Below are 20,420 nucleotides of genomic sequence, written 5' to 3'. Positions count from 1 at the left end.
TGAATGTGCCGAAATTACCATAGGCCCATCGTTTGTTCGACTGCTACCGCACGATGCGCGCCTCCTTCCTTGCTTCGCTTTCCTTCGATTTACCCGTTGCCGCCTCGTCTTGCGCGCCGCGCATCGCCGCCACGCTGCTGAGCGCGGCGATGCTGGGCGCATGCTCCGTCGGCGAGCCGTATCGCCCGCCGTCGATCGATGCGGCACATCGCGCGCCGTTCGATGCCGCGGCGGATGCGCCCGTCGCGCCGGGCGGCGCGTTGCCCGATCGCTGGTGGCAACTGTTCGACGATCCGGCGCTGGACGCACTCGTGCGCGAAGCGCTCGCGCAAAACCGCGATTTCGCGGTGGCCGCGGCGCGCGTCGAGCGGGCGCGCGCCGTGCTCGACGAAGCGGGCGCCGCGCGATTGCCCGATACGACGGCCGGCTTCGGCGTCGACTACGGCAAGCATGCGCCCGACCAGATCGTCGCGAGCGCGAAGGGCACCGATGCACGTACGCGCCGGGGATTCGCGCCGTCGTTCGCGTTGTCGTGGGAAGTCGATCTGTGGGGGCGTGTCGGCCATCTCGTCGATGCCGCGCGCGCCGATTCGGAGGCCGTGCAGGCGGCATCGGATGCGATGCGCGTCACGGTGGCCGCCGAGACGACAGCCGCCTACGCGCAGGCGTGCGCGTACGGCGAGCGGATCGACGTGGCCGAGCGTTCGGTCGCGATCGCCGACCGCCTCGCCGCGCTGACCGCACGGCAGCGCACGCACGGTCTCGTGTCCGATCTGGAAGTCGCGCGGTCGCGCGCGTTCGCCGACGATACGCGTGCCGAACTGCCGGCGCTGACTGGCGCGCGCCGCGCCGCGTTGTATGAGCTGGCGGTGCTGACCGGGCACGCGCCCGGCGCGATTCCCGATGCGGCCGCGCGCTGCCATGCGACGCCGGCACTGGCGCGGACGTTTCCGGTCGGCGATGGCGCCGCGCTGCTCCGGCGCCGGCCCGACCTGCGCGAAAGCGAGCGCCGGCTCGCCGCGTCGAACGCGCGGATCGGTGCCGCCACGGCCGAGCTGTATCCGTCGATCGTGCTCGGCGGGTCGGTGAACTGGCTGTCGACGACCGGCGATCCGTCGTCGCTCGGCGACAAGTACGCGATCGCGTGGGGCGTCGGGCCGCTGATTACCTGGCGCTTTCCGAATCTCGCGGCGAGCCGCGCGCAGCTCGCACAGGCACGCGCGGACGATGCCGCCGCTCGCGCGTCGTTCGACGCGCAGGTGCTGCGCGCGCTGAAGGAAACCGAACAGGCGCTCGCGCGATACGGTGCCGAGTGGCGCCACAAGGCCGCGCTCGAAACCGCGCGCGCCGAGCACGCGCGCGCTTTCCGGCTCGCGGAACTGAACTACGACGCGGGCGCGCTGGATTTTCTCGGCGTGCTCGACGCGCAGCGCAGCCTCGTCGCGGTCGATGCGGCGCTGGCCGCGTCGACGCAGCAGGTCGCGCTCGATCAGGTTGCCGTCTTCAAGGCACTGGGGGGCGGCTGGCAGCGTCAGGGCCAGCGCAAGCCCGTTATTGACGTGAACGGGCCCTGACAGGCCGTTCGTGAATCCGCACGCACTCGACCATTCCGATTCCGATCATGAGCACCACAGCCGTACCCGAGAAATCCGCCCGTTTCGCGCGGCGCCACTGGATCGCCGCCGGCGCCTTCATCACCGTCATCGTGCTGGCCGGGTTCGGCTGGCGCTGGTGGACGGTCGGCCGCTTCATCGAGCATACCGACGATGCCTACGTGCGCGCCGACATCGTGACCGTCAGCCCGCGGGTGGCCGGTTATGTCGCACGCGTGGCCGTCGACGACAACCAGCCCGTGAAGCGCGGCGACGTGCTCGTCACGCTCGACGATCGCGACTATCGCGCGAAGCTCGACGACGCGCAGGCGGCCGTTGCCGCCGCCGATGCGACGTTGCAGGCCGAGGAAGCCGCGGCCGCGACGCTCGACGCGCAGGTCGGCCAGCAGCGCAGCGTGATCGAGCAGGCGCAGGCCGACGCGGCCGCCGCGCGTGCCGAGGCGACCCGACGCGACGCGGATGCGGCGCGCTACAAGCAGTTGCTCGCCGAATCGGCCGCCAGCGGGCAGCGTTGGGAGCAGGCGCACGCCGATGCGCTGAAGGCGCGCGCGGAACTGGCGCGCGCCGGCGCGGCCGTGCGCGCGCAGGACGACCAGCAGACGGTGTTGCGCCGGCGCCGTGCGCAAAGCGCGGCCGCGATCGAGCAGGCGCGTGCGCGGCTCGCGGCGTCCCGCGCGAAGCTCGCGCTGGCGCAACTCGATCTCGAGCACACGGTGATCCGCGCGACCCGCGACGGCACGATCGGCCAGCGGGCGGTGCGCGCGGGTCAGTACGTCGAGGTCGGGATGCCGTTGCTCGCGGTCGTGCCGCTGCGCGACGTGTACGTCGTCGCGAACTTCAAGGAGACGCAGCTCGGCGCGATGCGCGACGGGCAGCCGGTCGAGATCGACGTCGATACCTACTCGGGCCGCACGCTGCACGGCCGCGTGCTCGGGCTCGCCCCGGGCTCGGGCGCCGAATTCGCGCTGCTGCCGCCCGACAATGCGACCGGCAACTTCACGAAGATCGTGCAGCGCGTACCCGTGAAGATCCGCCTCGATGCGCCGCCGCCGGGCCTCGTGCTGAGGCCTGGCATGTCGGTGATCGCGCGCGTCGATACGCGCGGCGCACCGGGAGCCGGATCGTGACGGCCGCGGCATCGCGGGCCGCGCAGGCCGCACAGGCCGCGCACGACGAAACCGTCTCGCTGCGCGCGTGGGTCGCGGTGCTCGGCGGCGTGTTCGGCTGCTTCATGGCGGGGATGAACGTGCACGTGACGAACGCGTCGCTGCCCGACATCCGCGGGTCGCTGGGCGCGAGCTTCGAGGAAGGCTCGTGGATCTCGACCGCGTACCTCGTTGCCGAGATCGTCGTGATTCCGCTCACCGGCTGGCTCGTGCAGGTGTTCTCCGCGCGCCGCGTGCTGCTCGTCGGCGCAACGGGGTTCCTCGCGTTCTCGATCGCGTGCTCGGTCGCGCCGACCATTTCGACGATGATCGTCGCGCGCGCGCTGCAGGGCGCGTTCGGCGGCGTGCTGATTCCGCTGTCGTTCCAGCTGATCGTCACCGAGCTGCCACCGTCGAAGCATCCGCTCGGGATGGCGCTGTTCGCGGTCGCGAACAATGTCGCGCAGGCGGCCGGGCCGTCGCTCGGCGGCTGGCTCACCGACATGTATTCGTGGCGCTGGATCTTCTATCTGCAGATTCCGCCCGCGATCGCGCTGATCGCGGCGATCGCGTGGGCGATCCGCCCGGTGCCCGTGCAGTTGTCGAAGCTGCGCCAGGCCGACTGGTTCGGGATCGCGACGATGGCGATCGGCTTGAGCGCGCTGCAGATCGTGCTGGAGGAGGGCGGGCGCAAGGACTGGTTCGCGTCCGACCTGATCGTCGAGCTGTCGATCGTCGCGGTGGCCGGGCTCGTCGCGTTCGTCGCGATCGAGCTGCGGCGCGAGGCGCCGTTCATCAACCTGCGGCTGCTCGGCCGCTACAACTTCGGGATCGCGAGCCTGATGCAGTTCCTGTTCGGCGCGGTGGTGTTCGGCGTCGTGTTCCTCGTGCCGAACTACTTCGCCGAGCTGCACGGCTACAGCGCGCGCGACATCGGCCTCGCGATGATCCCGTACGGGCTCGTGCAGTTCGTGATGTCGTTCCTGACGCCGCCGCTGATGCGCCGCACGAGCCCGCGCGCGACGATCGTGCTCGGCTTCGCGCTCGTCGCGGCCGGCTGCCTGATGAACATCCACCTGACCGCCGACGCCGCGTCGAACGTGATCGTGCCGTCGCTCGTCGTGCGCGGGATCGGGCAGTCGCTCGTCGTGATCGCGCTGTCGGTGATGGCCGTCGACGGGATCGAGAAGGCGCAGCTCGGTTCGGCGTCCGGCGTGTTCAACATGGTGCGCAATGTCGGCGGTGCGATCGGCATCGCGGTGGCGAGCCAGATCGTCGTCGAGCGGCAGAAGCTGCATGCGATGCGGATCGGCGAGGCCGTGACGCCGTTCTCGGAAGCGTTTCAGGAACGCATGGCGATGCTGGTGCGGCTGCTGTCGCGCGTGCATGTGCCGCGTGCCGATGCGTTGCCGGGTTCGGCGACCGGCGGCGTGCACGAGCTGGCGCTCGCGCTCGTGAACCAGCGCGTGATGCGTGAGGCGCTGTTGATGGCGTACAGCGATACGTTCCTGATCGCGGGTGTTGCGATGGCGGGATGTACGGCGGCGGCGTTCCTGTTGAAGGGGAAAAGGACAGCGTGATGGGGACGGACGCCCGATATCGAAGCCTGACATACCTGACAGGCGAAGAATTCCTGCAATGGGCGTATCGTTCACCCGGCGCAGGCGGGACGACCGGCCTGCGGCCGATATCGTGAGCCAGGCCGGCGCATGTCGCCGGCCTGTCGTTCGTGGTGGCCACGGACGCCAGGGTCGCGCAGATCCGCGCTTCAGGCCCCTCCTCTCCGTGGTCCTTGTCCATTCAACCGGCCCTTTGTCGGGCCCATCGCGAGGAAAGCGTCATGACGAAACCCGATTCCCTGAAAGGCGACATCAAGGAGCAAGCCCAGGAAGCCGATCGCCACAACCTGGCGCGCCCCGCCGTGAACGGCGCATTGTGGGCGCGCGGACTGACGACGCAGCGGGTGGCCGACCTGTTCAGGACGCAGCGGGGCCTGCCGGGGCACTGGATGCAGGTTCAGAACGAGGTCAACGCCGGGAACCGCTATTTCTATGGTGTCCAGAACGGCCACCAGACGACCGACGAAGGCAAGGAACTGATCCGCTGGATCGCCGATGCGGTGATCAGCGCCGCGCAGCGCGCGGAGTTCGATTTTCCGCTGCAGCAGCTTCAATTTACGGCCGACACGGGCTGGCTGAAGCTGCAGCGCGTGTCGGGTCGTGTGATGGTGTTGTCGCGCCCCTGACCGTCAGGTCCGGCGCATCGTCGGAACGCGTAGCGGCCGGGGCGCGGCCGCTACGCCCCCTTCGTTCCTTTTGCCGACTGTCAGACTGAAACCGTGATGCCTGCCGAATGCGGTGGGCCCGCAGGCCGCACCACGATTTCCACCTGCTGGCCCAGCGACGCCAGCGTCTGCATCAGCAGTTCCAGCGAGACGTTCCGGAGTCTTTCGCGTTGCTCGGGCGTGACGACCGGCCGGGCCATCTCCGCGAGCGCCGCAGCCTCGTCTTCGCTCAGGCCGCGCGAGACGGTCAGTGCGTTGATCTTCAGGACGAGCGCGGATTTGGCCGACAGTGCGCCCGCGTCATCGAGGCCGAAGTCGGCCGGCAAGGTGCCGGCACGTTGTCGCGAGTCGTTGCGATTCATTGCGCGCCTCCCGTGATCACCGAGAACGTCGGCCGCGGCTGGCCTGTCGAGCGATCGGCATCCTGGCCGATATCGTCGCCGGGCGCTTCTTCGATCGGCGTGACCACCAGCCGCTTGTGCATCACCTCGATCCGCAGGCGCTGCCCGGGTTCGAAACCCGCTGCGTCGATCCAGCGGCCGGACAGCTTCATCCACAGATGGAGGGCCGGCGGTGCCGTGTCGGCGAGCCTCAGATGTGGAACGATGCGGCGAGTCTGAAAAGACGTGCGAGCGGACATGGAACAATCGTGAAAGCGAACCGGTGCGTTATGATTCCCGTCAGCCATGACTGACTCCTGTACTGAGTGGGTTGTGGTCAGCGGCCCGCGCGTGGTAGTGCACGCGCGGGCCGCGCTCGTTTACGCAGTGGATTTCGATCGGCATCCCGTCACATGGTTGGCATGGCGAAATGAAATGGCATTCCAGGCGGAAACGTGCAATCACTCTAGCCGAGATCGGCCGGCATCAGGTGTCGGTCCGGAGCGTCTTCGTCTGCACTGACGGACGCCCCGATGTCTTGCAGGCTTGCTGCGAAACGATTCCCCGGCGATTGCGCCGGCGGGCCGCGTCGTCACTTTATTGACGATATGTCAGAAAGCGTGTCGGTCGAATGCTCCGATTCGCCGCCACACGTCGCACGAGGATGTCATGGGCGTCGTGCAGGGCCGCCCGAACTTGCGCGGGAACGCCGCCGTGCTTTCCGCAACGGCGGCCGCGCATCATGCGTGCAGCGCGTCCATCTGCCGGCGCGCGCTCGCCGCGGTCGGGGCGCGGATGTGACGCAGCGATGCCGCGGCCTTTCGGCCGACGCGCGTTACTGGCCGAAGCGGTCCGCCACGGCGTCCTTCAGCCGCGCGGCGGTGATCTCGCCCATGTGCGATTCGACGAGATTGCCTTTCGCATCGAAGAAGAGCGTCGTCGGCAGCCCGCGCGAACCGTAGGCCTGCATCGCGTGCAGAGTGCGATCGAGCAGCACGTGATCGAACCGCAGCCCTTTCTGTTCGAGGAACGCGCGCACCGCTTGCGCATCTTCGCCCTGGTTGACCATCAGCACCGTCATCCCCGGATGATCCTGCTGCGCTTGCGCGAGGATCGGCATTTCGCGCTGGCACGGCGGGCACCACGTGGCCCACAGGTTCACGACGACCGGCTTGCCCGCGAAGCGTTGCGCAGGCACCGGCGTGGCGTCGAGCGCTTCGAGCCGCAACGCGGCAAGCGGCGGCGCGCCGTGCTGCAACGTTGCGAGCGTGCCCTGCGCGATGCCCCACGCGGCGAGGCCCGCGAGCATGCCGGCCATCACCGGGCGACGCAGCGCGGGCAGGCGGCGCAGGCGCCAGCCCGCGAACACGATTCCGGCCGCGAGGCCGATGCGCCAGTCGAAGCCGCCGTCGCCGAGCGCGACGATCGAGCGCGGCGCGGCGGCGTACTCGTGCCACCACTGCGCGACGTAGCCGATGCGCGCGGCGATCAGCCCGAGCAGCAAGGTATCGAGGATCAGGCTCGATGCGGTCTTGTGCTGGCCGTCCGGCGGGCGGCGCTGGATGAAACGGGCGACGAGCCACGCGAGCAGCGCGGCGACGGCCACCGCGACGACGCGGATCGAGAAGGGACCGATGCTTAACATGAGCAGGAAAGGGGCGACTTGATCGAGCGGGGGCAGGAGGACGATGATCGGCCGATGAAGGCGATGCGGTCAACGGTCGTGATGCGATTCGACATGGCCCGATGCGTGCGGGTTCCCGGCGTGGCGTGCGCATATTCGGGATGCCGTCATTGTTCGGTCGGTGCGCGGTCGTTCAGGCTGGTCTGATGATCGGTTGCGAATCGCTCGTCGACAATGCGGTCGCCGGTCCGGCGTGGTGTCCGTCGGTGTCTCGAAAGGGATCTCTGCTTGACGGTCGGTTCCCCCGAGCGGCTGCATTCCCGTCGTTTCACATGCAATCGTGAATGCGTTGTGGCGGTGGATGGGCTCGGCCGCGATCCGATTCATGCCGGCCGATTCGATGGAACGGGATCGTCGCCGGATACGGGCACCGGGCAGTCACTCGCGCGCGGCGTGGCGCCAGGTTGGTGGCAGGCACAGGGTTCCGATGAAGCAACACATATGAACCGTCGTTGCTGATCGGCCGACTGATGGCTGAGCATTTGTGCAAGCGAGGCTTGCGACCGAATTTAGGAATTCGGCGATGCTGTCATGCCGCGCGCGGGCGCGCGGTGAGCGGCGGGGTATGCCCGGTGACTGGCGAGCAGGCTGCAAGGCCCCGGTCGGCGACGATCGTTGCGTGCGACATCCGCATCGTCGCCGGCGGATGAGCGCGACCGCTGCCGCCCGGCCGGCCGCGTATTCGCGGCCGGCCGGGCGTCGGGCATTACTGCGTCTTCGTCTGCGTGGCGTTCGCCTGTTGCGCGCCGGCCGCCGGTTCGAGCGTCGTCAGCGTCTGCTCGGTGAACTTCTCGTACAACCAGTTCATGCGCGTATCGTCCATGCCGCCGGCGATGCCGCCGAGCGCGTACGAAGCCGATACCTTGAAGCGGTCGATCTGATGATTGTCGGCGTCGAGCAGCGTCACGGTGCCGTCGACGTGATCGTTGCCCGCCATGAAGCCGAACATGACGGCCGAGAAGCTCGAGCGCACGCGAATGCCGTTGACTTCGACGTTCAGGTGCATTGCATCGGTCGAATCCGCTTTTGCCAGCAGCTTGCGTGCGTCCAGTGCGCTTTCGATTTTTTCCTGCAGCTTCTTCGCGTCGAACTTCAGGTTGTCTTTCAACGCTTCCTGCGCGGTATTGTCGAGCGTGACCTTCACGACCACGGGTTTTGTGCCGAATTTCATCGTCGATGCGGTCACGGCGGCCCCCGCCGGATCGCTGGCGTCGCGTGTCACGCTGCTGGCGCAGCCCGACAGGAAGCCGATCGTCACCAATGCCAGAGCGGCATGACGGAATACAGATTTCATGATTTGGTCTTTTTAGTTCGGGTTATTTGAGATGGCTCTATGGCCGGGCGGGAATCTAGCACAGGGCGATCCGGTTCAAATGGTCGAATAGATCGAACAATCCATTTGATCCGGATTCGTCGCGGCCTTCGGCGCCGATGCAGACTTGCGCCGCTCACGTGACGGCCGATGACGGCGCGCGGCTCGCCGGAGCGACCGGTTCCACGCGCAAGCGGGAGGCTGGCTTCCGCCGTGGCAGCACCGGCTATGTGCCTGTCGTCACGGGTTGTTACCCGGCGCCGCCCCGCCGAGCCGATATGCCGTGAAGAACTCGTACCACGGCGACCCTTCCGCGACCGGCACGTCGAGCGCCGCGGTCCGCCGCTTCAACGCGCCGAACACGTCGTTGATACGCGCGGCCTGCCCTGCATCGTTGAACGGATGGGGCCGTGCCCGGCCGGCCGCGAACGCGCCATATGCAATCGCGAGCAGGCGTGCGCTGTCGTCGGTCGACGCGATCGATCCGTTGATCGCTTCGGCGAGGCGCGGCCGGTCTTCGGCGCGTGATCCGGACAGGCACAGGAACACGATCGCCGACAGTTCGTGCAGATCCTTCACACGCAGCAGCGCCGGCAGCCGCGCGACGATGCGCTCGACCGGTTCGTCGCGCAGTGCGTCGCCGAAGTCGAGCACGGCGGTCATCGGGTTCGTGTCCGCTGTCAGGCGATCGAGCGCCGACGGTGCGGCCGACGTGCTGGCGCCGTCCGGCATCGCTGCCGGCGCAGACCGCAACGCATCGGCCACCTGCTGCGTCCATTCCGGAAAGATCATCCGCACGTTGCCGAACTGCTCGCCGCCTTCCGCCGCCGGATTCCATCGATACACGATCGTGCCGCCGCGAATGAACGGCGAATACAGGTGTTCGGGCGTTTGCGGCAGCGGCCACCGGTTGATCGGCAGCCAGGCGAGCGTCAGCCAGTCGTAGCGGCCGGTGGCGGGCACGGCAGGGCTCGAGCTCGCGACGACCTGCCACGTGCCGCGATTCGCGTATCGACGCCGCGCGTCGGGCACCGGGACGGTCCTGCCTTTCGCGGTGTCGAAGTACGTCGTGCCGGTCACGTTCGATCCGCTGTCCGCGGCCGGCGTGATGGTGGAGATGACCCACGACATGCCGTCCGCCGAACGGTAGTCGGACGGCTTCAGCGTCGCGACGTCGTGCACCATGCGCGTTTCTGCCGCGACGGGGCTCGGGGGGAGATTGGCGGGCGCGGCCAGGATGCTCGGCATGGGATGTCCTCGGAATCGGGTGCGTATCGCCGGGCGGGGGCGACGCGCGGCGGCGCGGATTGTTTTATGTCACTGTAGAACGTCGCCGCCGGAAACGGAAACCGGCCGCGCGGCACAGCCTGGTCGCGCGTTCCGCCGCATCGGCTTACCATGCGCATCCTGAGCCAACGACGCACACCGGGCGGGAGCGCGCATGACCGACACGAAAGCCATCACCGAACACTGGACACAGGTCGCCGACCAATGGATCGGCTGGGCCGGCAAGCCCGGGCACGATGCGTTCTGGAAATACCGCGCGGGGCTCGCGTCCTATATCGGCCGCGACACCGGCCGCGCACTGGAGATCGGCTGCGGCGAAGGCCGCGTGAGCCGCGAACTGAAGGCGCTCGGCTACGACGTGACCGCGACCGACGTGGTGCCCGCGATGCTCGACGCCGCCCGTCATGCGGATTCCGCGCATCGCTACGAGCTGGCCGACGCGGCGTCGCTGCCGTTCGACGCGGCCAGCTTTGATCTCGTGATGGCGTACAACGTGCTGATGGATCTCGACGACATGCAGCGCGCGCTGAACGAGGCGCGCCGCGTGCTGAAGCCGGGCGGGCTGCTGTTCATCTCGCTCGTGCATCCGTTCCGCGATCGCGGCGGCTTCGCGGGGCCGCAACCCGATGCGCCGTTCGTGCTGAAGGGCAGCTATTTCGGGCGCGAGCACTTCGACGGCGTGGAAACGCGCGACGGGCTGTCGATGCATTTCGCGGGCTGGTCGCTGCCGCTGCAGGCGTATATGGACGCACTGGAAGCGGCCGGGTTCGCGATCGTGTCGCTGCGCGAGCCGCCGCCCGACCACGCCGATACGGATCAACTGAAGCAGTGGGCGCGCGTGCCGCTGTTTCTGTGGATCAAGGCGCGGCCGGTGGGGTGAGCGCGACCCGGACGTGTGTCGGTGGACTGAACTGGGCGGGTGTCAGTTGTCCCTGCCGTGATTGGCCAGCAATTCCGAGCGACCAATGACCTCTCTCGTGTTGTCGGCCTTGTCGGCATCCGAGAAACCGGCGGCCTCGATGATTGGCGTGAGCGCTTTGAGTGCGACCTGCGGTTTGGTGCTGCGAAGCGATCCCATCCCTTCGTTCCATGCATGCAGCATCTGTTTGGCGATCCACCGCCACCGCGTCTCGTTTTTTGCTGCTTCGACGATATCTTTCCCTGTCGATACGGCGGAGTCGCACAGCGCTTCGACCATTTCGCGGTATTGCCTTGGCGGGATGCCGAGGCGCGTGTTGAAAAAGCGCTCCAGCGTTTTCCCCGGAGCCCACGTTTTTCGACCTTCGATGCTCAGCCCTGGCGGGTTGTTTGCAAAGCGCGGATAAGCCTCCGTGGTGACGATGTCATAGGCGGGTGTGTAGATGACGTCGTCGATGTTCGAGTAGATGAGTGCGATGTTCTTCGCGTGACAGTCCGCGTTGCGCACGACGTAGTTGGTGATGAGTTGCCAGCCGAGTTGCTCGGCCTCTCGTCGCCAATTGGCGGGGCCGATGTAGGGCTTCGTTGCGTTGAGGACCTGTTCGGTCGACGGGCGGTACTTCTCATGCGGAGGCAGGCCAAGCAGGCTGCAAGCGTCTTCGAGGCCAAGGGCTGGTTTGCCTTGTTCGTCGATGTCGAACCGGTCGACGACGAGCACACGGCCGTCGTCCGACATCGTGGTCTTCGCTACTCGTGCGACCCCGAGTCTTGCCAGCACCTGCATCGAGTAATGCTCGTTGAAACCGAGATAGGGCGTTTGCTCGTCGGATCCCTTGACGATGTGCCGGCTCGTGCGTAGCGTTTGCTTGCCTACGGGTGCCTGGCCTGACCGGAGTTCAGGCGCAAGGAATTTGGGTACGGCGCCTGAAATGGCGGCGCGAGCGTAATACCGCACGAGTTCCGCAAAGCGGGCGGTCGTGATGTCTTCGTGCAGCAGGCTCTTCAGGTCGAGCGGGTCGAGCTCGCCGCCAGGGGTGCCGCCTTCGGGTGTGACTGTTACCCGGCCGATACCGGAGCCGCCGATGATGGCCAGGAGCGAGAGGTCGGTTCCGTCGAGATAAGGGCCGAACTCTTCGCGAATCACTTGAAAGAGAAACCCTTCGGGCAGGTTCTGCCGGAAGAAGGGATGCAGATCGCGAGGCCAGACCCAGGCATCTTCGCGAACGGGCATGGTCAGGCTGGCAAAGTCGGCGTCGAGGGCGTCTGCGGTGTAGCGCAACGCATAGTCGTCCGCTTGGCGGTAGAGGTGAGCAACGAGTTTGCCTTTGACATACACGTGGAGGCGCATGGTCACGTATCTCCCATCGTGCGCTGTTCGGCCAGCACGTCATCGAGCGTGCGCCCGTGTCCGCGCTTCACGACGCGCAGGTCGTAGCCGGCGGCCTCAAGGAGGCGGACGAGCGCAGATACGCTCATGTCGCCTCGTGCAAGTGTCTCCATGCGTGCGAGCGTCGTGCGTGCGACACCGGCGTGCTCAGCCAGCTCACTCTGAGAAAGTCCCGCCGCGTGGCGGGCATCCCTCAGCATTTCTCCCACATCGGCCAATGTTGTCATTTGTAGCCCCAAGGCATCAGAAAGCGCCAAACCGGCTTTAATTGTAGCCCTCCTGCTACAAAATGGCATACAAGGATTGTAGCCTCAGGGATACAAAAATGGATGTAACCGGAGATTTTGTGTCTCGAGGGCTACCAAGCTGCCGAGGTAACCGCGACTGTGATCGATCGTGGCATTCAATCGGGCGGGCTTATCCAGGGGCTGACGCTGGTTGGTGTTCCTGCATTCAGCGCGTTGAAGAAAGGGGCGCACATGCCGTCGTCTTCGCGGGGCAAGGTGGCAGATGAGCGCCCGGCCGCGCGTACTCAGCGCAACAACTCCTTCCGGTAGAGCACGGCTCCCGGCTTTTCCGCGACGGTGTCGTAGAGCCGCATCGCCGTGTGGTTCGATTCGTGTGTTTGCCAGGACACGCGTTCGGCGCGATGCGCACGCGCGGTGTCGTACACGGCTTCGATGAGCGCGCGGCCGACGCCCTTGCCGCGCTCGCTGTCGAGCGTGAACAGATCCTGCAGGTAGCAGACCGGCCCGGCGTGCGTCGTGCTGCGGTGATACAGGAAATGCACGAGCCCGACGAGCTTGCCGTCGCGCTCCGCGACGAAAGCATGGACGGGCTCGTAGCCGTCGAAGAAGCGCGACCACGTGAGCTGCGTGATGCGCATCGGCAGGGCCGTATCGTCGAAGCGGCCGTAGAAGCGGTTATAGCCGTCCCATAGCGGCAGCCACTGGTCGTAGTCGTTTTCAGCGACCGCGCGTACGGTCAGTCCTGTTTCGTTGGCGTTCATGTTGGCGGACCTTTCGATGAGAAGGGCGCGCGCGTCCGATCCGGCCGGCGCGTCGCAGGTCTCTACGATAGGACGTTCGCGGCACCATCGGTAGGCCCATGACGACTACATTTCATGGTGCCACGGCCAACGGTCGAGCATCCACGCAACAGGCTCATGAAGACGAAGAAACACGGTCGAGATGAGTCGACGGCTCGACCGCGATCGCGATCTTTCCTCGAACACCGTGGCGGGGACTTTCCAGCCGGGCATGGGCGAGCGGAATATCGGCAAGGGAATAGACGGCGCCGACGTGTGGCCGCAACTGTCCGCGCGCAACCAACGCGCTCAACTCATCCAGCTTGCCGCGGTTTTGCCTCGTGAAAACGAAGTGATAGCTCGCGTTCTTGCCCCAGGCCTGAATGACGTTTTGCGGCTGTGCGATGTCCACGATCGTGACGACGCGGCCAAGCTGTGCGAGCGCGTCGGGGCTGCGCGACAAGGTGTTGCCGCCGATGGTGTCGAACACGACGTCGACTCCGCGGCCGCCCGTGGTCCGCATGACGGCGTCGACGTAATCGTCCTTTTCGTAGTCGATGACCTCATCGGCCCCCAGACTTCGGGCGAATTCGACGTTGGCTGCGCGCACGGTCGTGAACACCCTCGCGCCGATGGCTTTGGCGAGCTGGATCGCCACATGGCCGACGCCTCCCGCGCCACCGTGTACCAGAATGCTTTCCCCCACGCGCAGCGCCGCACGCACGACCAGTGCTTCCCATGCCGTCCCGCCGACCAGGGTCAGGCTTGCCGCTTCGAGATGGCTCAGTGACGGCGGCTTCTTCCCGACGATGTTTTCCGCGGCAACGTGGTACTCGGCATAACTGCCCGGCCCGTCGAAGATTTGCGGGGTGTACCAGACTTCGTCTCCCGGAGAGAAGGCCGTCACACCCGGCCCGACTGCTTCGACCACGCCGGAGACGTCATGCCCGGTAATGGCCGGCAGCGGCACCAGGTCGGGATAGTCGCCACGCCGGACCTGATAGTCCAGCGGGTTGATGGACGTCGCATGGACGCGGACCAGAACTTGTCCCGCGTGCGGCACGGGCTTGGGTACGTCACGCAGTTCGAACGATTCCGGGCCGCCAAATGATTTGAGCATGAGCGCTTTCATTGGAACTCCTTGTTTCGATAAAAAGGGATATCGGGAATTATCGATATGATGCGGCAAAAAATTACAGCTCTTTGCCAATGGCCTTGGCAAGCGCACTGATGGCTGCTTCGTTGCGCTTGTAGTAGGTCCACTGGCCGATGCGCCTGACCTCGACCAGGCCGGCGCGTTGCAGCGTGGCAAGATAATCGGACACCGTCGACTGCGACAGCCCGACACCCTCCTGAATGCTGCTGACGCAAACGCCCACCGTGAGCACGTCCCCTTCGTCCTGCGGAGGGAAGTTTTTCACGGGATCCTTCAAGCCTTGCAGGATCTCGAGACGAGTCCGGTTCGAGAGGGCCTTGAAAATGTCGAGCAATTCCATGGCGCGGAGTATATCGAGATTTACCGATATGTCAATGTGAGGGGCATCCGCCGTTTGGTAGTGTCCAGGGCTAACCGGTCTTCGAAGGCCCCGCGTTGCTGCCGTCGTGCCGCCCGAACGCCGCCGTGTCTTTGCTTTCGGTCTGTTAGACTTTTCGGCCGTCTGTCGCCATCCGGGTCGCCCCCGGTTTTTCGCGTCATGAACGAACACCACGCGCCGAATCCGATTGTCGAGGTGCTGCGAGCCTACTGGAAGGCCGATCGCTGGATGCTGCTGACGGTCGCGGCGGTCGTCGTGCTGTCGAGTGCGAGCGCCGTCGCCGCGCCCTATCTGTTCTCGCGCCTGATCGACGCGCTGTCGCATCGCGGCGTGCTCCATGCGCTGATCCCGGGCTTTGTGCTCTATGCGGTGTTGCTGGGCCTGTCCAGCGCGCTGCAACGCGTGGTGCAGTACCTGTCCTTCACGAGTTCCAAGAATCTCGGATTCATCACCGGCACGCGCTTCTTCGAACGCATCCTGAAGAAGACCACGGCCTTCTTCGTCGAACACAATCCGGCCGAAATCCAGAGTGCGAACGAACGCGGCAGCCGCGCACTGTCGGTGCTCGTGCAACTCGCGCTGATGGATCTGATCCCCGGCACGCTTCAGATCGTGCTGACGCTCGCCACGCTCGGCGCGCTGATCAATTTCGAGGTCGTGGCCATCACGGCCGCCTACGGCGCGGTCGCAGTGACGATCGCGATCGTTGCCGCGCGGCGCTCGCGCGCGTTTCTCGACCGCGCCATCGAGGCCGGGCAGGAGAATGCGCGTTTCGTCGGCGGCGCGATCAATGCGATGGAGACGCTTCGGCATTTCGGCAGCCATCGGTGGATGAGCGAACGTTTCTCCGAGAAAGCGCGCGTCGAGCGCGACAGCTGGCGCGCATACGTGCTGCAGCACGTCGGCTATCTCGCGCTGCTGGGTCTCTGCCTCGCGGTCCAGTTCTCGGTGACGTTCTGGTTGCTGCTGCCGCGCCATGAAGCCGGTGCGCTGTCGATCGGCGACATCGTGCTGTTCAACACGTTGCTGTTGCAACTGAACCTGCCGTTCGAAATGCTCGCGCGCTCGATCGACGAGAGTGCGCGCTCCCGCGCGGCCCTCGTGCCGTTCGCGGAGCTCTGGACGGCACCCGAGGAGCGGCAGGTGTCGCACGCATCGGCGTTCGTGCCGCGCGAAGGGCGCGTGGTGTTCGATCATGTCGGCTACGCGTACGGCAATGGGCGCGGCGTGACCGATGTCGATTTCGTCGCCGAGCGCGGGGCCGTCACGTTCATCGTCGGCGAAACGGGGGCGGGGAAATCGACGATCTTCAAGCTGGCGCTGAAGTCGATCGAACCGACCGGCGGGCGCATTCTCGTCGACGGCGTCGATCTCGCGGACATCGACCGCGCCGACTGGTACGGTGCGGTCGCCGTCGTGCCGCAGGACGTAGTGCTGCTGAACGAAAGCCTGGAGGACAACATTCTGCTCGGCCGGCCGCACGATGCTCGGCGTTTGCGGGAAGCCGCTGCGAGGGCCGCGATCCTGACGTTCATCGACGGCCTGTCGGACGGCTTCCGCACGACGGTGGGCGAGCGCGGGCTGAAGCTGTCCGGCGGCGAGCGCCAGCGCATCGCGATCGCCCGGGCGCTGTACGGCAACCCGACCGTACTGTTTCTCGACGAGGCGAGTTCCGCGCTGGATGAAGCGACGGAGCGCGACATCATGGAACACGTACGACTGCTCGCGCGCGATGTCACGGTGATCGCGATCACCCACCGGCGCTCGGTCATCGGCGCGGCCGACAAGGTCGTGCGGCTCGGCCGGGCAGGCGTGCCGGCCTGACACAGGCACGCAACCGCGTCGCCGCTACCGTCCCTTACCCGCGCATCGGCGGGTTCAACCGCGCGAACGCCGCCTGCCGGCGATACGGGAAGTACGGATAAGGCGCTTCGACGGCACTCGCCGCATCGAGCTTCGCGACCTGCGCATCGGTCAGCGCCCAGCCTGCCGCGCCGAGGTTCTGGCGCAACTGTTCCTCGTTGCGCGCGCCGATGATCACCGACGACACGGTCGGCCGTTGCAGCAGCCAGTTCAGCGCGATCTGCGGCACCGTCTTGCCGGTTTCCTCCGCGATCGCGTCGAGCACATCGACCACGTCGTACAGTCGCGCTTCGTCGACCGGCGGCCCGTAGCTCGCCGTTTCATGCAGGCGGCTGCCTTCGGGCAGCGGCGCGTTGCGCTGGATCTTGCCGGTGAGCCGGCCCCAGCCGAGCGGGCTCCACACGAGTGCGCCGAGGCCCTGGTCGGCGCCGAGCGGCATCAGGTCCCACTCGTAGTCGCGGCCGACGAGCGAGTAGTAGACCTGGTTCGCGACGTAACGCGACCAGCCGTGCCGATCCGCCACCGCCAGCGACTTCATGATCTGCCACCCCGCGAAGTTCGACACGCCGATGTAGCGCAGCTTGCCCGCGCGCACGAGATCGTCGAGCGTCGACATCACTTCCTCGACCGGCGTGCCCGCGTCGAACGCATGAAGTTGCAGCAGGTCGATGTAGTCGGTGTCGAGGCGGCGCAGCGCGTGGTCGACCGCACGGACCAGTCGCGCGCGCGACGTGCCCGCGTCGTTCGGGCCGTCGCCGGTCGGCAGGCCCGTCTTCGTCGAGATCAGCACGCGGTCGCGACGCCCCTTGATCGCGGCGCCGAGCACGCGCTCGGATTCACCGTCCGAATACACGTCGGCCGTGTCGAACAGGTTCACCCCGGCTTCGAGGCAGATGTCGATCAGGCGGCGCGCTTCGTCGACGCCCGTGTTGCCCCATGCGCTGAACAGCGGGCCGGTGCCGCCGAATGTGCCGGCGCCGAAGCTCAGGACGGGAACCTTGAGGCCGGAGCGGCCGAGGGTGCGGTATTCCATGGCGGGTTTCCTGTGGATGATCGAAGCGCTGGGGCGGACGGCGGTGACATCGAGCGTTGCCGCACTGTATCGCTTGCGGACATTTCGGATAATCGGGCAGGCTTCGAAAATATCCTTCGGAAGGAGCGAACAATGCTGCTCGACAATCTCGCGCTGTTCCTGCGCATCGTGGAGAAGGGCGGGCTGGCTGCGGCGGGCCGCGAGGTCGGGCTGTCGCCGGCCACGGTGTCCGAGCGACTGACGGCGCTCGAGCGTCACTACGGCGCGGCGCTGCTCACGCGCACGACGCGCGCGATCAGCCTGACCGACGAGGGCCGCACGCTCGTCGACGGCGCGCGGCGCCTGCTGGCCGAAGCCGACGAACTCGAAAGCCGCGTGCGGCTGGGCGTGCAGACGCTGTCGGGGCCCGTGCGGCTGAGCGCACCGGCCGATCTCGGGCGCGAGCGTGTGGTGCCCGTTGTCGATGCGTTCCTGGCCGAGCATCCAGGTGTGACGGTCGACCTGCATCTCGGCGACGGTTACGTCGATCTCGTCGGGCAGGGGCTCGATTTCGCGATTCGCCGCGGCACGCTCGCGGACAGTTCGCTGCGCAGCCGCTCGCTCGGCCGCGCGCGGCGCGTGGTCTGTGCGTCGCCTGCGTATCTCGCCGCGCACGGCACGCCAACGCATCCGGACGATCTCGTTTCTCACGACTGCCTCGTGATGCGTTTCGGGCCGGACTTGTATGCCGAATGGCCGTTCAGCATCGACGGCGAACCGAAGCGCGTGATGGTACGCGGCCGGCGTGTGGCCAACGACGGCGCGCTCGTGCGGGCGTGGTGCATCGCGGGGCATGGCGTCGCGCTGAAGTCGCTGGTCGACGTCGAGCAGGATCTGGCGTCCGGCGCGCTCGTCGAGATCCTGCGCGACTTCTCGCCGGGCGACGTCGACTTGCAGATCGTGTATCCGGGCCGTGCCGCGCAGCCGACGCGCGTGCGTGCGCTGATCGACCGGCTGGCGCAGGCACTGACGGCGGCGTGACGCAGATTACACGGGCTGTCGCGAAACGTTGAGGCAGCGATCCCGCTGCTTTTGCGTCGCGTGTCGATGCAACGCCCGTGCACACCACATCGCCAGCAGCAATCGTCCTTCAAACCAATTGCCCACATTTTGTCATTTAGCTAATATTCGAAACGTCAAACGAAACCGCATCCCATGGACGACGTTACCCGCATCAGCGCCCTGGCCAACGAAAGCCGTCTGGCCGTGATGCGCTGGCTCAAGCAGCCGCGCAAGCATTTCCCGCCGCAGCCGCACGGCGACTTCGACGAGCTCGGCGTGTGCTGCACGTACATCACCGAGAAGCTCGGCATCGCGCCGGCCACGACCACGCGCCACATGCGCATCCTCGCGGATGCCGGGCTCGTGCGGGCGACCCGCGTCGGCAAGTTCACGTACTACAAGCGGATCGACGGCGCGCTGCAGCAGCTCGGCCAAGATCTTTCGCAACTCTGATTCCATTTCCCCCGAGGCAACCGACATGGACGAACTTGCACTGCTGGCCGACGCCGACCGGCGCGCGCACGCGTATCTGGCCGCAACCGGCGAGCGACGCGCGTTTCCCGACGCGGCCGCGCTGGCCGGCCTCGCCGCCTTCGACGAGCCGCTGCCCGACGCGGGCCGCCCGGCCGACGACGTGCTGCGCCTGCTCGACGAGCACGGCACCCCCGCGACGGTCGCGTCGAACGGCCCGAACTACTTCGGCTTCGTGATCGGCGCGGCGCTTCCAGCTGCTGCCGCGGCAGAGCGACTGATGCTCGCGTGGGACCAGTGCGCGTCGTCGTACGCGAATTCGCCGGTCGCGGCGACGATCGAACGCCAGGCCGCGCGCTGGGTCGTCGATGCGCTCGCGTTGCCCGAAGGCAGCGCGGTCGGGTTCGGTACGAGCGCGACAGCCTGCACGCTCGTCGCGCTGGTGGCCGCGCGGCGCGCGCTGCTCGCGCGCAAGGGCTGGGATATCGACGAGGACGGGCTGATCGGCGCGCCCGAAGTGAAGGTCGTGATTTCCGCGCTCGCGCACATCACGGTGAAGAAGGCGCTGCGCGTGCTCGGCTTCGGGATGAAGCGCATCGTCGTCGCGCCGGTCGATGCGCACGGCCGCATCGACCCCGCCCAGTTGCCGCCGCTCGACGACATGACGATCCTCTGCGTGCAGGCCGGCGAAGTGAACACCGGCGAATTCGATCCGTTCGCGGCGCTGATTCCGCCCGCGAAGGCGGCCGGCGCATGGGTGCACGTGGACGGCGCGTTCGGCCTGTGGGCACGCGCATCGTCGAAGCGCGCGCTGACGGACGGCATCGACGGCGCGGACAGCTGGACGACCGACGGCCACAAGTGGCTCAACACGCCGTACGACGGCGCGATGGTGATCTGCCGCGACGCGGCGGCGCTCGCCACCGCGATGAACAGCGATGCCGTCTACCTGAGCGGCGCGCAGGATGCGCAGAAGAACCTGAACCTCGAATTCTCGCGGCGCGCGCGCGGCATTCCCGTGTGGGCTGCGTTGCGTGCGCTCGGCCGCGCCGGCGTGGCGACGATGGTCGAGCGGCATTGCGCGCAGGCGGCGCGGGTTGCGGACGGCCTGCGTGCGGCCGGCTACGAGGTGCTGAACCGCGTCGTGCTGAACCAGGTGCTCGTGCGCGCCGGCACCGATGACGAAACCGCGGCGATCCTCGAAGCCGCACAGGCATCGGGCGACGTGTGGTTCGGCGCGACCGTGTGGCAGGGGCGGCCGGCGTTCCGGATCAGCGTGTCGTCGTGGCGCACGGAAGATGCGCACATCGATCGGCTCGTCGCGTTGCTGACGGCGTTGCGCGGCGTGCACGTGCGCTGAGCGTCGCGCGGCGTCCGCGCCCGTCACGTCGGCGGGCGCAAGCTTCGTGCATTCGATGACGTGCAGCGCGGCACGCACCA

At 67.0% G+C, this 20,420-nt stretch carries 20 protein-coding genes; 9 read left to right on the top strand and 11 right to left on the bottom strand.

What is annotated here, in order from left to right; translation table 11 throughout:
* Positions 1–53 precede the first annotated feature (53 nt).
* The 4 genes from ABIC51_RS00630 to ABIC51_RS00615 all read left to right on the top strand — a co-directional run bounded on the left by ABIC51_RS00630 (position 54) and on the right by ABIC51_RS00615 (position 5,003).
* Positions 54–1,574 carry an efflux transporter outer membrane subunit gene (locus ABIC51_RS00630; protein ID WP_354006300.1) on the top strand — a complete coding sequence of 507 codons (1,521 nt, stop codon included), beginning with the start codon at positions 54–56 and terminating at the stop codon, positions 1,572–1,574.
* A gap of 47 nt (positions 1,575–1,621) precedes the next feature.
* Entirely contained in the window at positions 1,622–2,740 is a 1,119-nt protein-coding gene (locus ABIC51_RS00625) for an HlyD family secretion protein (protein ID WP_175756675.1), read from the top strand.
* Positions 2,737–4,338, top strand: coding sequence for a DHA2 family efflux MFS transporter permease subunit (locus ABIC51_RS00620; RefSeq protein WP_175898616.1), 1,602 nt, complete (start codon positions 2,737–2,739; stop codon positions 4,336–4,338). Before ABIC51_RS00625 ends, ABIC51_RS00620 begins: the two co-directional genes overlap by 4 nt.
* 260 nt (positions 4,339–4,598) lie before the next feature.
* The gene (locus tag ABIC51_RS00615; protein WP_021160608.1) at positions 4,599–5,003 is read left to right on the top strand and encodes a hypothetical protein; all 405 of its coding nucleotides are present in this window, start codon (positions 4,599–4,601) and stop codon (positions 5,001–5,003) included.
* Positions 5,004–5,083: 80 nt separating this feature from the next.
* On the opposite strand, the gene ABIC51_RS00610 is transcribed toward ABIC51_RS00615, so the two are convergent.
* The 5 genes from ABIC51_RS00610 to ABIC51_RS00590 form a co-directional block, all read right to left on the bottom strand.
* Positions 5,084–5,404 (bottom strand): helix-turn-helix domain-containing protein, encoded by a 321-nt coding sequence (locus ABIC51_RS00610; RefSeq protein ID WP_027789997.1) that lies wholly within the window; start codon positions 5,402–5,404, stop codon positions 5,084–5,086.
* Entirely contained in the window at positions 5,401–5,682 is a 282-nt protein-coding gene (locus ABIC51_RS00605; RefSeq protein ID WP_226128238.1) for a SymE family type I addiction module toxin, read from the bottom strand. Before ABIC51_RS00605 ends, ABIC51_RS00610 begins: the two co-directional genes overlap by 4 nt.
* A gap of 575 nt (positions 5,683–6,257) precedes the next feature.
* Entirely contained in the window at positions 6,258–7,067 is an 810-nt protein-coding gene (locus tag ABIC51_RS00600) for a TlpA family protein disulfide reductase (RefSeq protein ID WP_124919113.1), read from the bottom strand.
* 745 nt (positions 7,068–7,812) lie between these two features.
* Positions 7,813–8,400: a DUF4410 domain-containing protein gene (locus ABIC51_RS00595; RefSeq protein WP_060358836.1), complete on the bottom strand. Its 588-nt coding sequence runs from the start codon at positions 8,398–8,400 to the stop codon at positions 7,813–7,815.
* Between the two features lie 258 nt (positions 8,401–8,658).
* A complete protein-coding gene (locus ABIC51_RS00590; protein WP_175898619.1) occupies positions 8,659–9,666 on the bottom strand; it encodes a hypothetical protein in 1,008 nt (335 codons plus the stop codon).
* 193 nt (positions 9,667–9,859) lie between these two features.
* On the opposite strand from ABIC51_RS00590, the gene ABIC51_RS00585 reads away from it, so the two are divergent.
* Positions 9,860–10,585: a class I SAM-dependent methyltransferase gene (locus ABIC51_RS00585; RefSeq protein ID WP_175860591.1), complete on the top strand. Its 726-nt coding sequence runs from the start codon at positions 9,860–9,862 to the stop codon at positions 10,583–10,585.
* 42 nt (positions 10,586–10,627) lie between these two features.
* Here ABIC51_RS00585 and ABIC51_RS00580 read toward each other — a convergent pair whose 3' ends face one another.
* From ABIC51_RS00580 to ABIC51_RS00560, 5 genes are all read right to left on the bottom strand, one after another.
* Positions 10,628–11,971 (bottom strand): type II toxin-antitoxin system HipA family toxin, encoded by a 1,344-nt coding sequence (locus tag ABIC51_RS00580; RefSeq protein WP_124546306.1) that lies wholly within the window; start codon positions 11,969–11,971, stop codon positions 10,628–10,630.
* A 2-nt stretch (positions 11,972–11,973) separates the two neighbouring features.
* Complete coding sequence (locus ABIC51_RS00575) at positions 11,974–12,237, bottom strand: helix-turn-helix domain-containing protein (RefSeq protein WP_042975682.1); 264 nt, start codon at positions 12,235–12,237, stop codon at positions 11,974–11,976.
* Between the two features lie 305 nt (positions 12,238–12,542).
* A complete protein-coding gene (locus tag ABIC51_RS00570; RefSeq protein ID WP_119336488.1) occupies positions 12,543–13,019 on the bottom strand; it encodes a GNAT family N-acetyltransferase in 477 nt (158 codons plus the stop codon).
* 154 nt (positions 13,020–13,173) lie between these two features.
* Positions 13,174–14,169 (bottom strand): zinc-dependent alcohol dehydrogenase family protein, encoded by a 996-nt coding sequence (locus ABIC51_RS00565; RefSeq protein ID WP_060373311.1) that lies wholly within the window; start codon positions 14,167–14,169, stop codon positions 13,174–13,176.
* A 61-nt stretch (positions 14,170–14,230) separates the two neighbouring features.
* Entirely contained in the window at positions 14,231–14,533 is a 303-nt protein-coding gene (locus ABIC51_RS00560; RefSeq protein ID WP_048021417.1) for an ArsR/SmtB family transcription factor, read from the bottom strand.
* A gap of 60 nt (positions 14,534–14,593) precedes the next feature.
* Here ABIC51_RS00560 and ABIC51_RS00555 point away from each other — a divergent pair, with 60 nt between their 5' ends.
* The gene (locus tag ABIC51_RS00555) at positions 14,594–16,396 is read left to right on the top strand and encodes an ABC transporter ATP-binding protein (protein ID WP_226128236.1); all 1,803 of its coding nucleotides are present in this window, start codon (positions 14,594–14,596) and stop codon (positions 16,394–16,396) included.
* 34 nt (positions 16,397–16,430) lie between these two features.
* Here ABIC51_RS00555 and ABIC51_RS00550 read toward each other — a convergent pair whose 3' ends face one another.
* Positions 16,431–17,468: an aldo/keto reductase gene (locus ABIC51_RS00550; protein ID WP_146254635.1), complete on the bottom strand. Its 1,038-nt coding sequence runs from the start codon at positions 17,466–17,468 to the stop codon at positions 16,431–16,433.
* Positions 17,469–17,600: 132 nt separating this feature from the next.
* Between ABIC51_RS00550 and ABIC51_RS00545 the strand changes: the two genes are divergently transcribed.
* The 3 genes from ABIC51_RS00545 (at position 17,601) to ABIC51_RS00535 (ending at position 20,340) form a co-directional block, all read left to right on the top strand.
* Positions 17,601–18,488, top strand: a complete 888-nt coding sequence (locus ABIC51_RS00545) for a LysR family transcriptional regulator (RefSeq protein WP_027789986.1) — start codon at positions 17,601–17,603, stop codon at positions 18,486–18,488.
* Between the two features lie 174 nt (positions 18,489–18,662).
* Positions 18,663–18,962: an ArsR/SmtB family transcription factor gene (locus tag ABIC51_RS00540; RefSeq protein WP_021160594.1), complete on the top strand. Its 300-nt coding sequence runs from the start codon at positions 18,663–18,665 to the stop codon at positions 18,960–18,962.
* 25 nt (positions 18,963–18,987) lie between these two features.
* Positions 18,988–20,340 carry a pyridoxal phosphate-dependent decarboxylase family protein gene (locus tag ABIC51_RS00535; RefSeq protein WP_027789985.1) on the top strand — a complete coding sequence of 451 codons (1,353 nt, stop codon included), beginning with the start codon at positions 18,988–18,990 and terminating at the stop codon, positions 20,338–20,340.
* Positions 20,341–20,420: the final 80 nt, after the last annotated feature.

The organism is Burkholderia sp. 572, assembly GCF_040545135.1.
Taxonomy (GTDB): Bacteria; Pseudomonadota; Gammaproteobacteria; order Burkholderiales; family Burkholderiaceae; genus Burkholderia; species Burkholderia cepacia.
Note: the sequence above shows the minus strand (reverse complement) of the source record. Positions and strands in the feature narration are given on the sequence as shown.

Excerpts from the sequence above, each read along its gene's own strand:
- ABIC51_RS00630 (WP_354006300.1), top strand. The coding sequence starts at position 54 with ATGCGCGCCTCCTTCCTTGCTTCGCTTTCCTTCGATTTACCCGTTGCC.
- ABIC51_RS00625 (WP_175756675.1), top strand. The coding sequence starts at position 1,622 with ATGAGCACCACAGCCGTACCCGAGAAATCCGCCCGTTTCGCGCGGCGC.
- ABIC51_RS00615 (WP_021160608.1), top strand. The coding sequence starts at position 4,599 with ATGACGAAACCCGATTCCCTGAAAGGCGACATCAAGGAGCAAGCCCAG.
- ABIC51_RS00610 (WP_027789997.1), bottom strand. The coding sequence starts at position 5,404 with ATGAATCGCAACGACTCGCGACAACGTGCCGGCACCTTGCCGGCCGAC.
- ABIC51_RS00605 (WP_226128238.1), bottom strand. The coding sequence starts at position 5,682 with ATGTCCGCTCGCACGTCTTTTCAGACTCGCCGCATCGTTCCACATCTG.
- ABIC51_RS00600 (WP_124919113.1), bottom strand. The coding sequence starts at position 7,067 with ATGTTAAGCATCGGTCCCTTCTCGATCCGCGTCGTCGCGGTGGCCGTC.
- ABIC51_RS00595 (WP_060358836.1), bottom strand. The coding sequence starts at position 8,400 with ATGAAATCTGTATTCCGTCATGCCGCTCTGGCATTGGTGACGATCGGC.
- ABIC51_RS00590 (WP_175898619.1), bottom strand. The coding sequence starts at position 9,666 with ATGCCGAGCATCCTGGCCGCGCCCGCCAATCTCCCCCCGAGCCCCGTC.
- ABIC51_RS00585 (WP_175860591.1), top strand. The coding sequence starts at position 9,860 with ATGACCGACACGAAAGCCATCACCGAACACTGGACACAGGTCGCCGAC.
- ABIC51_RS00580 (WP_124546306.1), bottom strand. The coding sequence starts at position 11,971 with ATGCGCCTCCACGTGTATGTCAAAGGCAAACTCGTTGCTCACCTCTAC.
- ABIC51_RS00575 (WP_042975682.1), bottom strand. The coding sequence starts at position 12,237 with ATGACAACATTGGCCGATGTGGGAGAAATGCTGAGGGATGCCCGCCAC.
- ABIC51_RS00570 (WP_119336488.1), bottom strand. The coding sequence starts at position 13,019 with ATGAACGCCAACGAAACAGGACTGACCGTACGCGCGGTCGCTGAAAAC.
- ABIC51_RS00565 (WP_060373311.1), bottom strand. The coding sequence starts at position 14,169 with ATGAAAGCGCTCATGCTCAAATCATTTGGCGGCCCGGAATCGTTCGAA.
- ABIC51_RS00560 (WP_048021417.1), bottom strand. The coding sequence starts at position 14,533 with ATGGAATTGCTCGACATTTTCAAGGCCCTCTCGAACCGGACTCGTCTC.
- ABIC51_RS00550 (WP_146254635.1), bottom strand. The coding sequence starts at position 17,468 with ATGGAATACCGCACCCTCGGCCGCTCCGGCCTCAAGGTTCCCGTCCTG.
- ABIC51_RS00545 (WP_027789986.1), top strand. The coding sequence starts at position 17,601 with ATGCTGCTCGACAATCTCGCGCTGTTCCTGCGCATCGTGGAGAAGGGC.
- ABIC51_RS00540 (WP_021160594.1), top strand. The coding sequence starts at position 18,663 with ATGGACGACGTTACCCGCATCAGCGCCCTGGCCAACGAAAGCCGTCTG.
- ABIC51_RS00535 (WP_027789985.1), top strand. The coding sequence starts at position 18,988 with ATGGACGAACTTGCACTGCTGGCCGACGCCGACCGGCGCGCGCACGCG.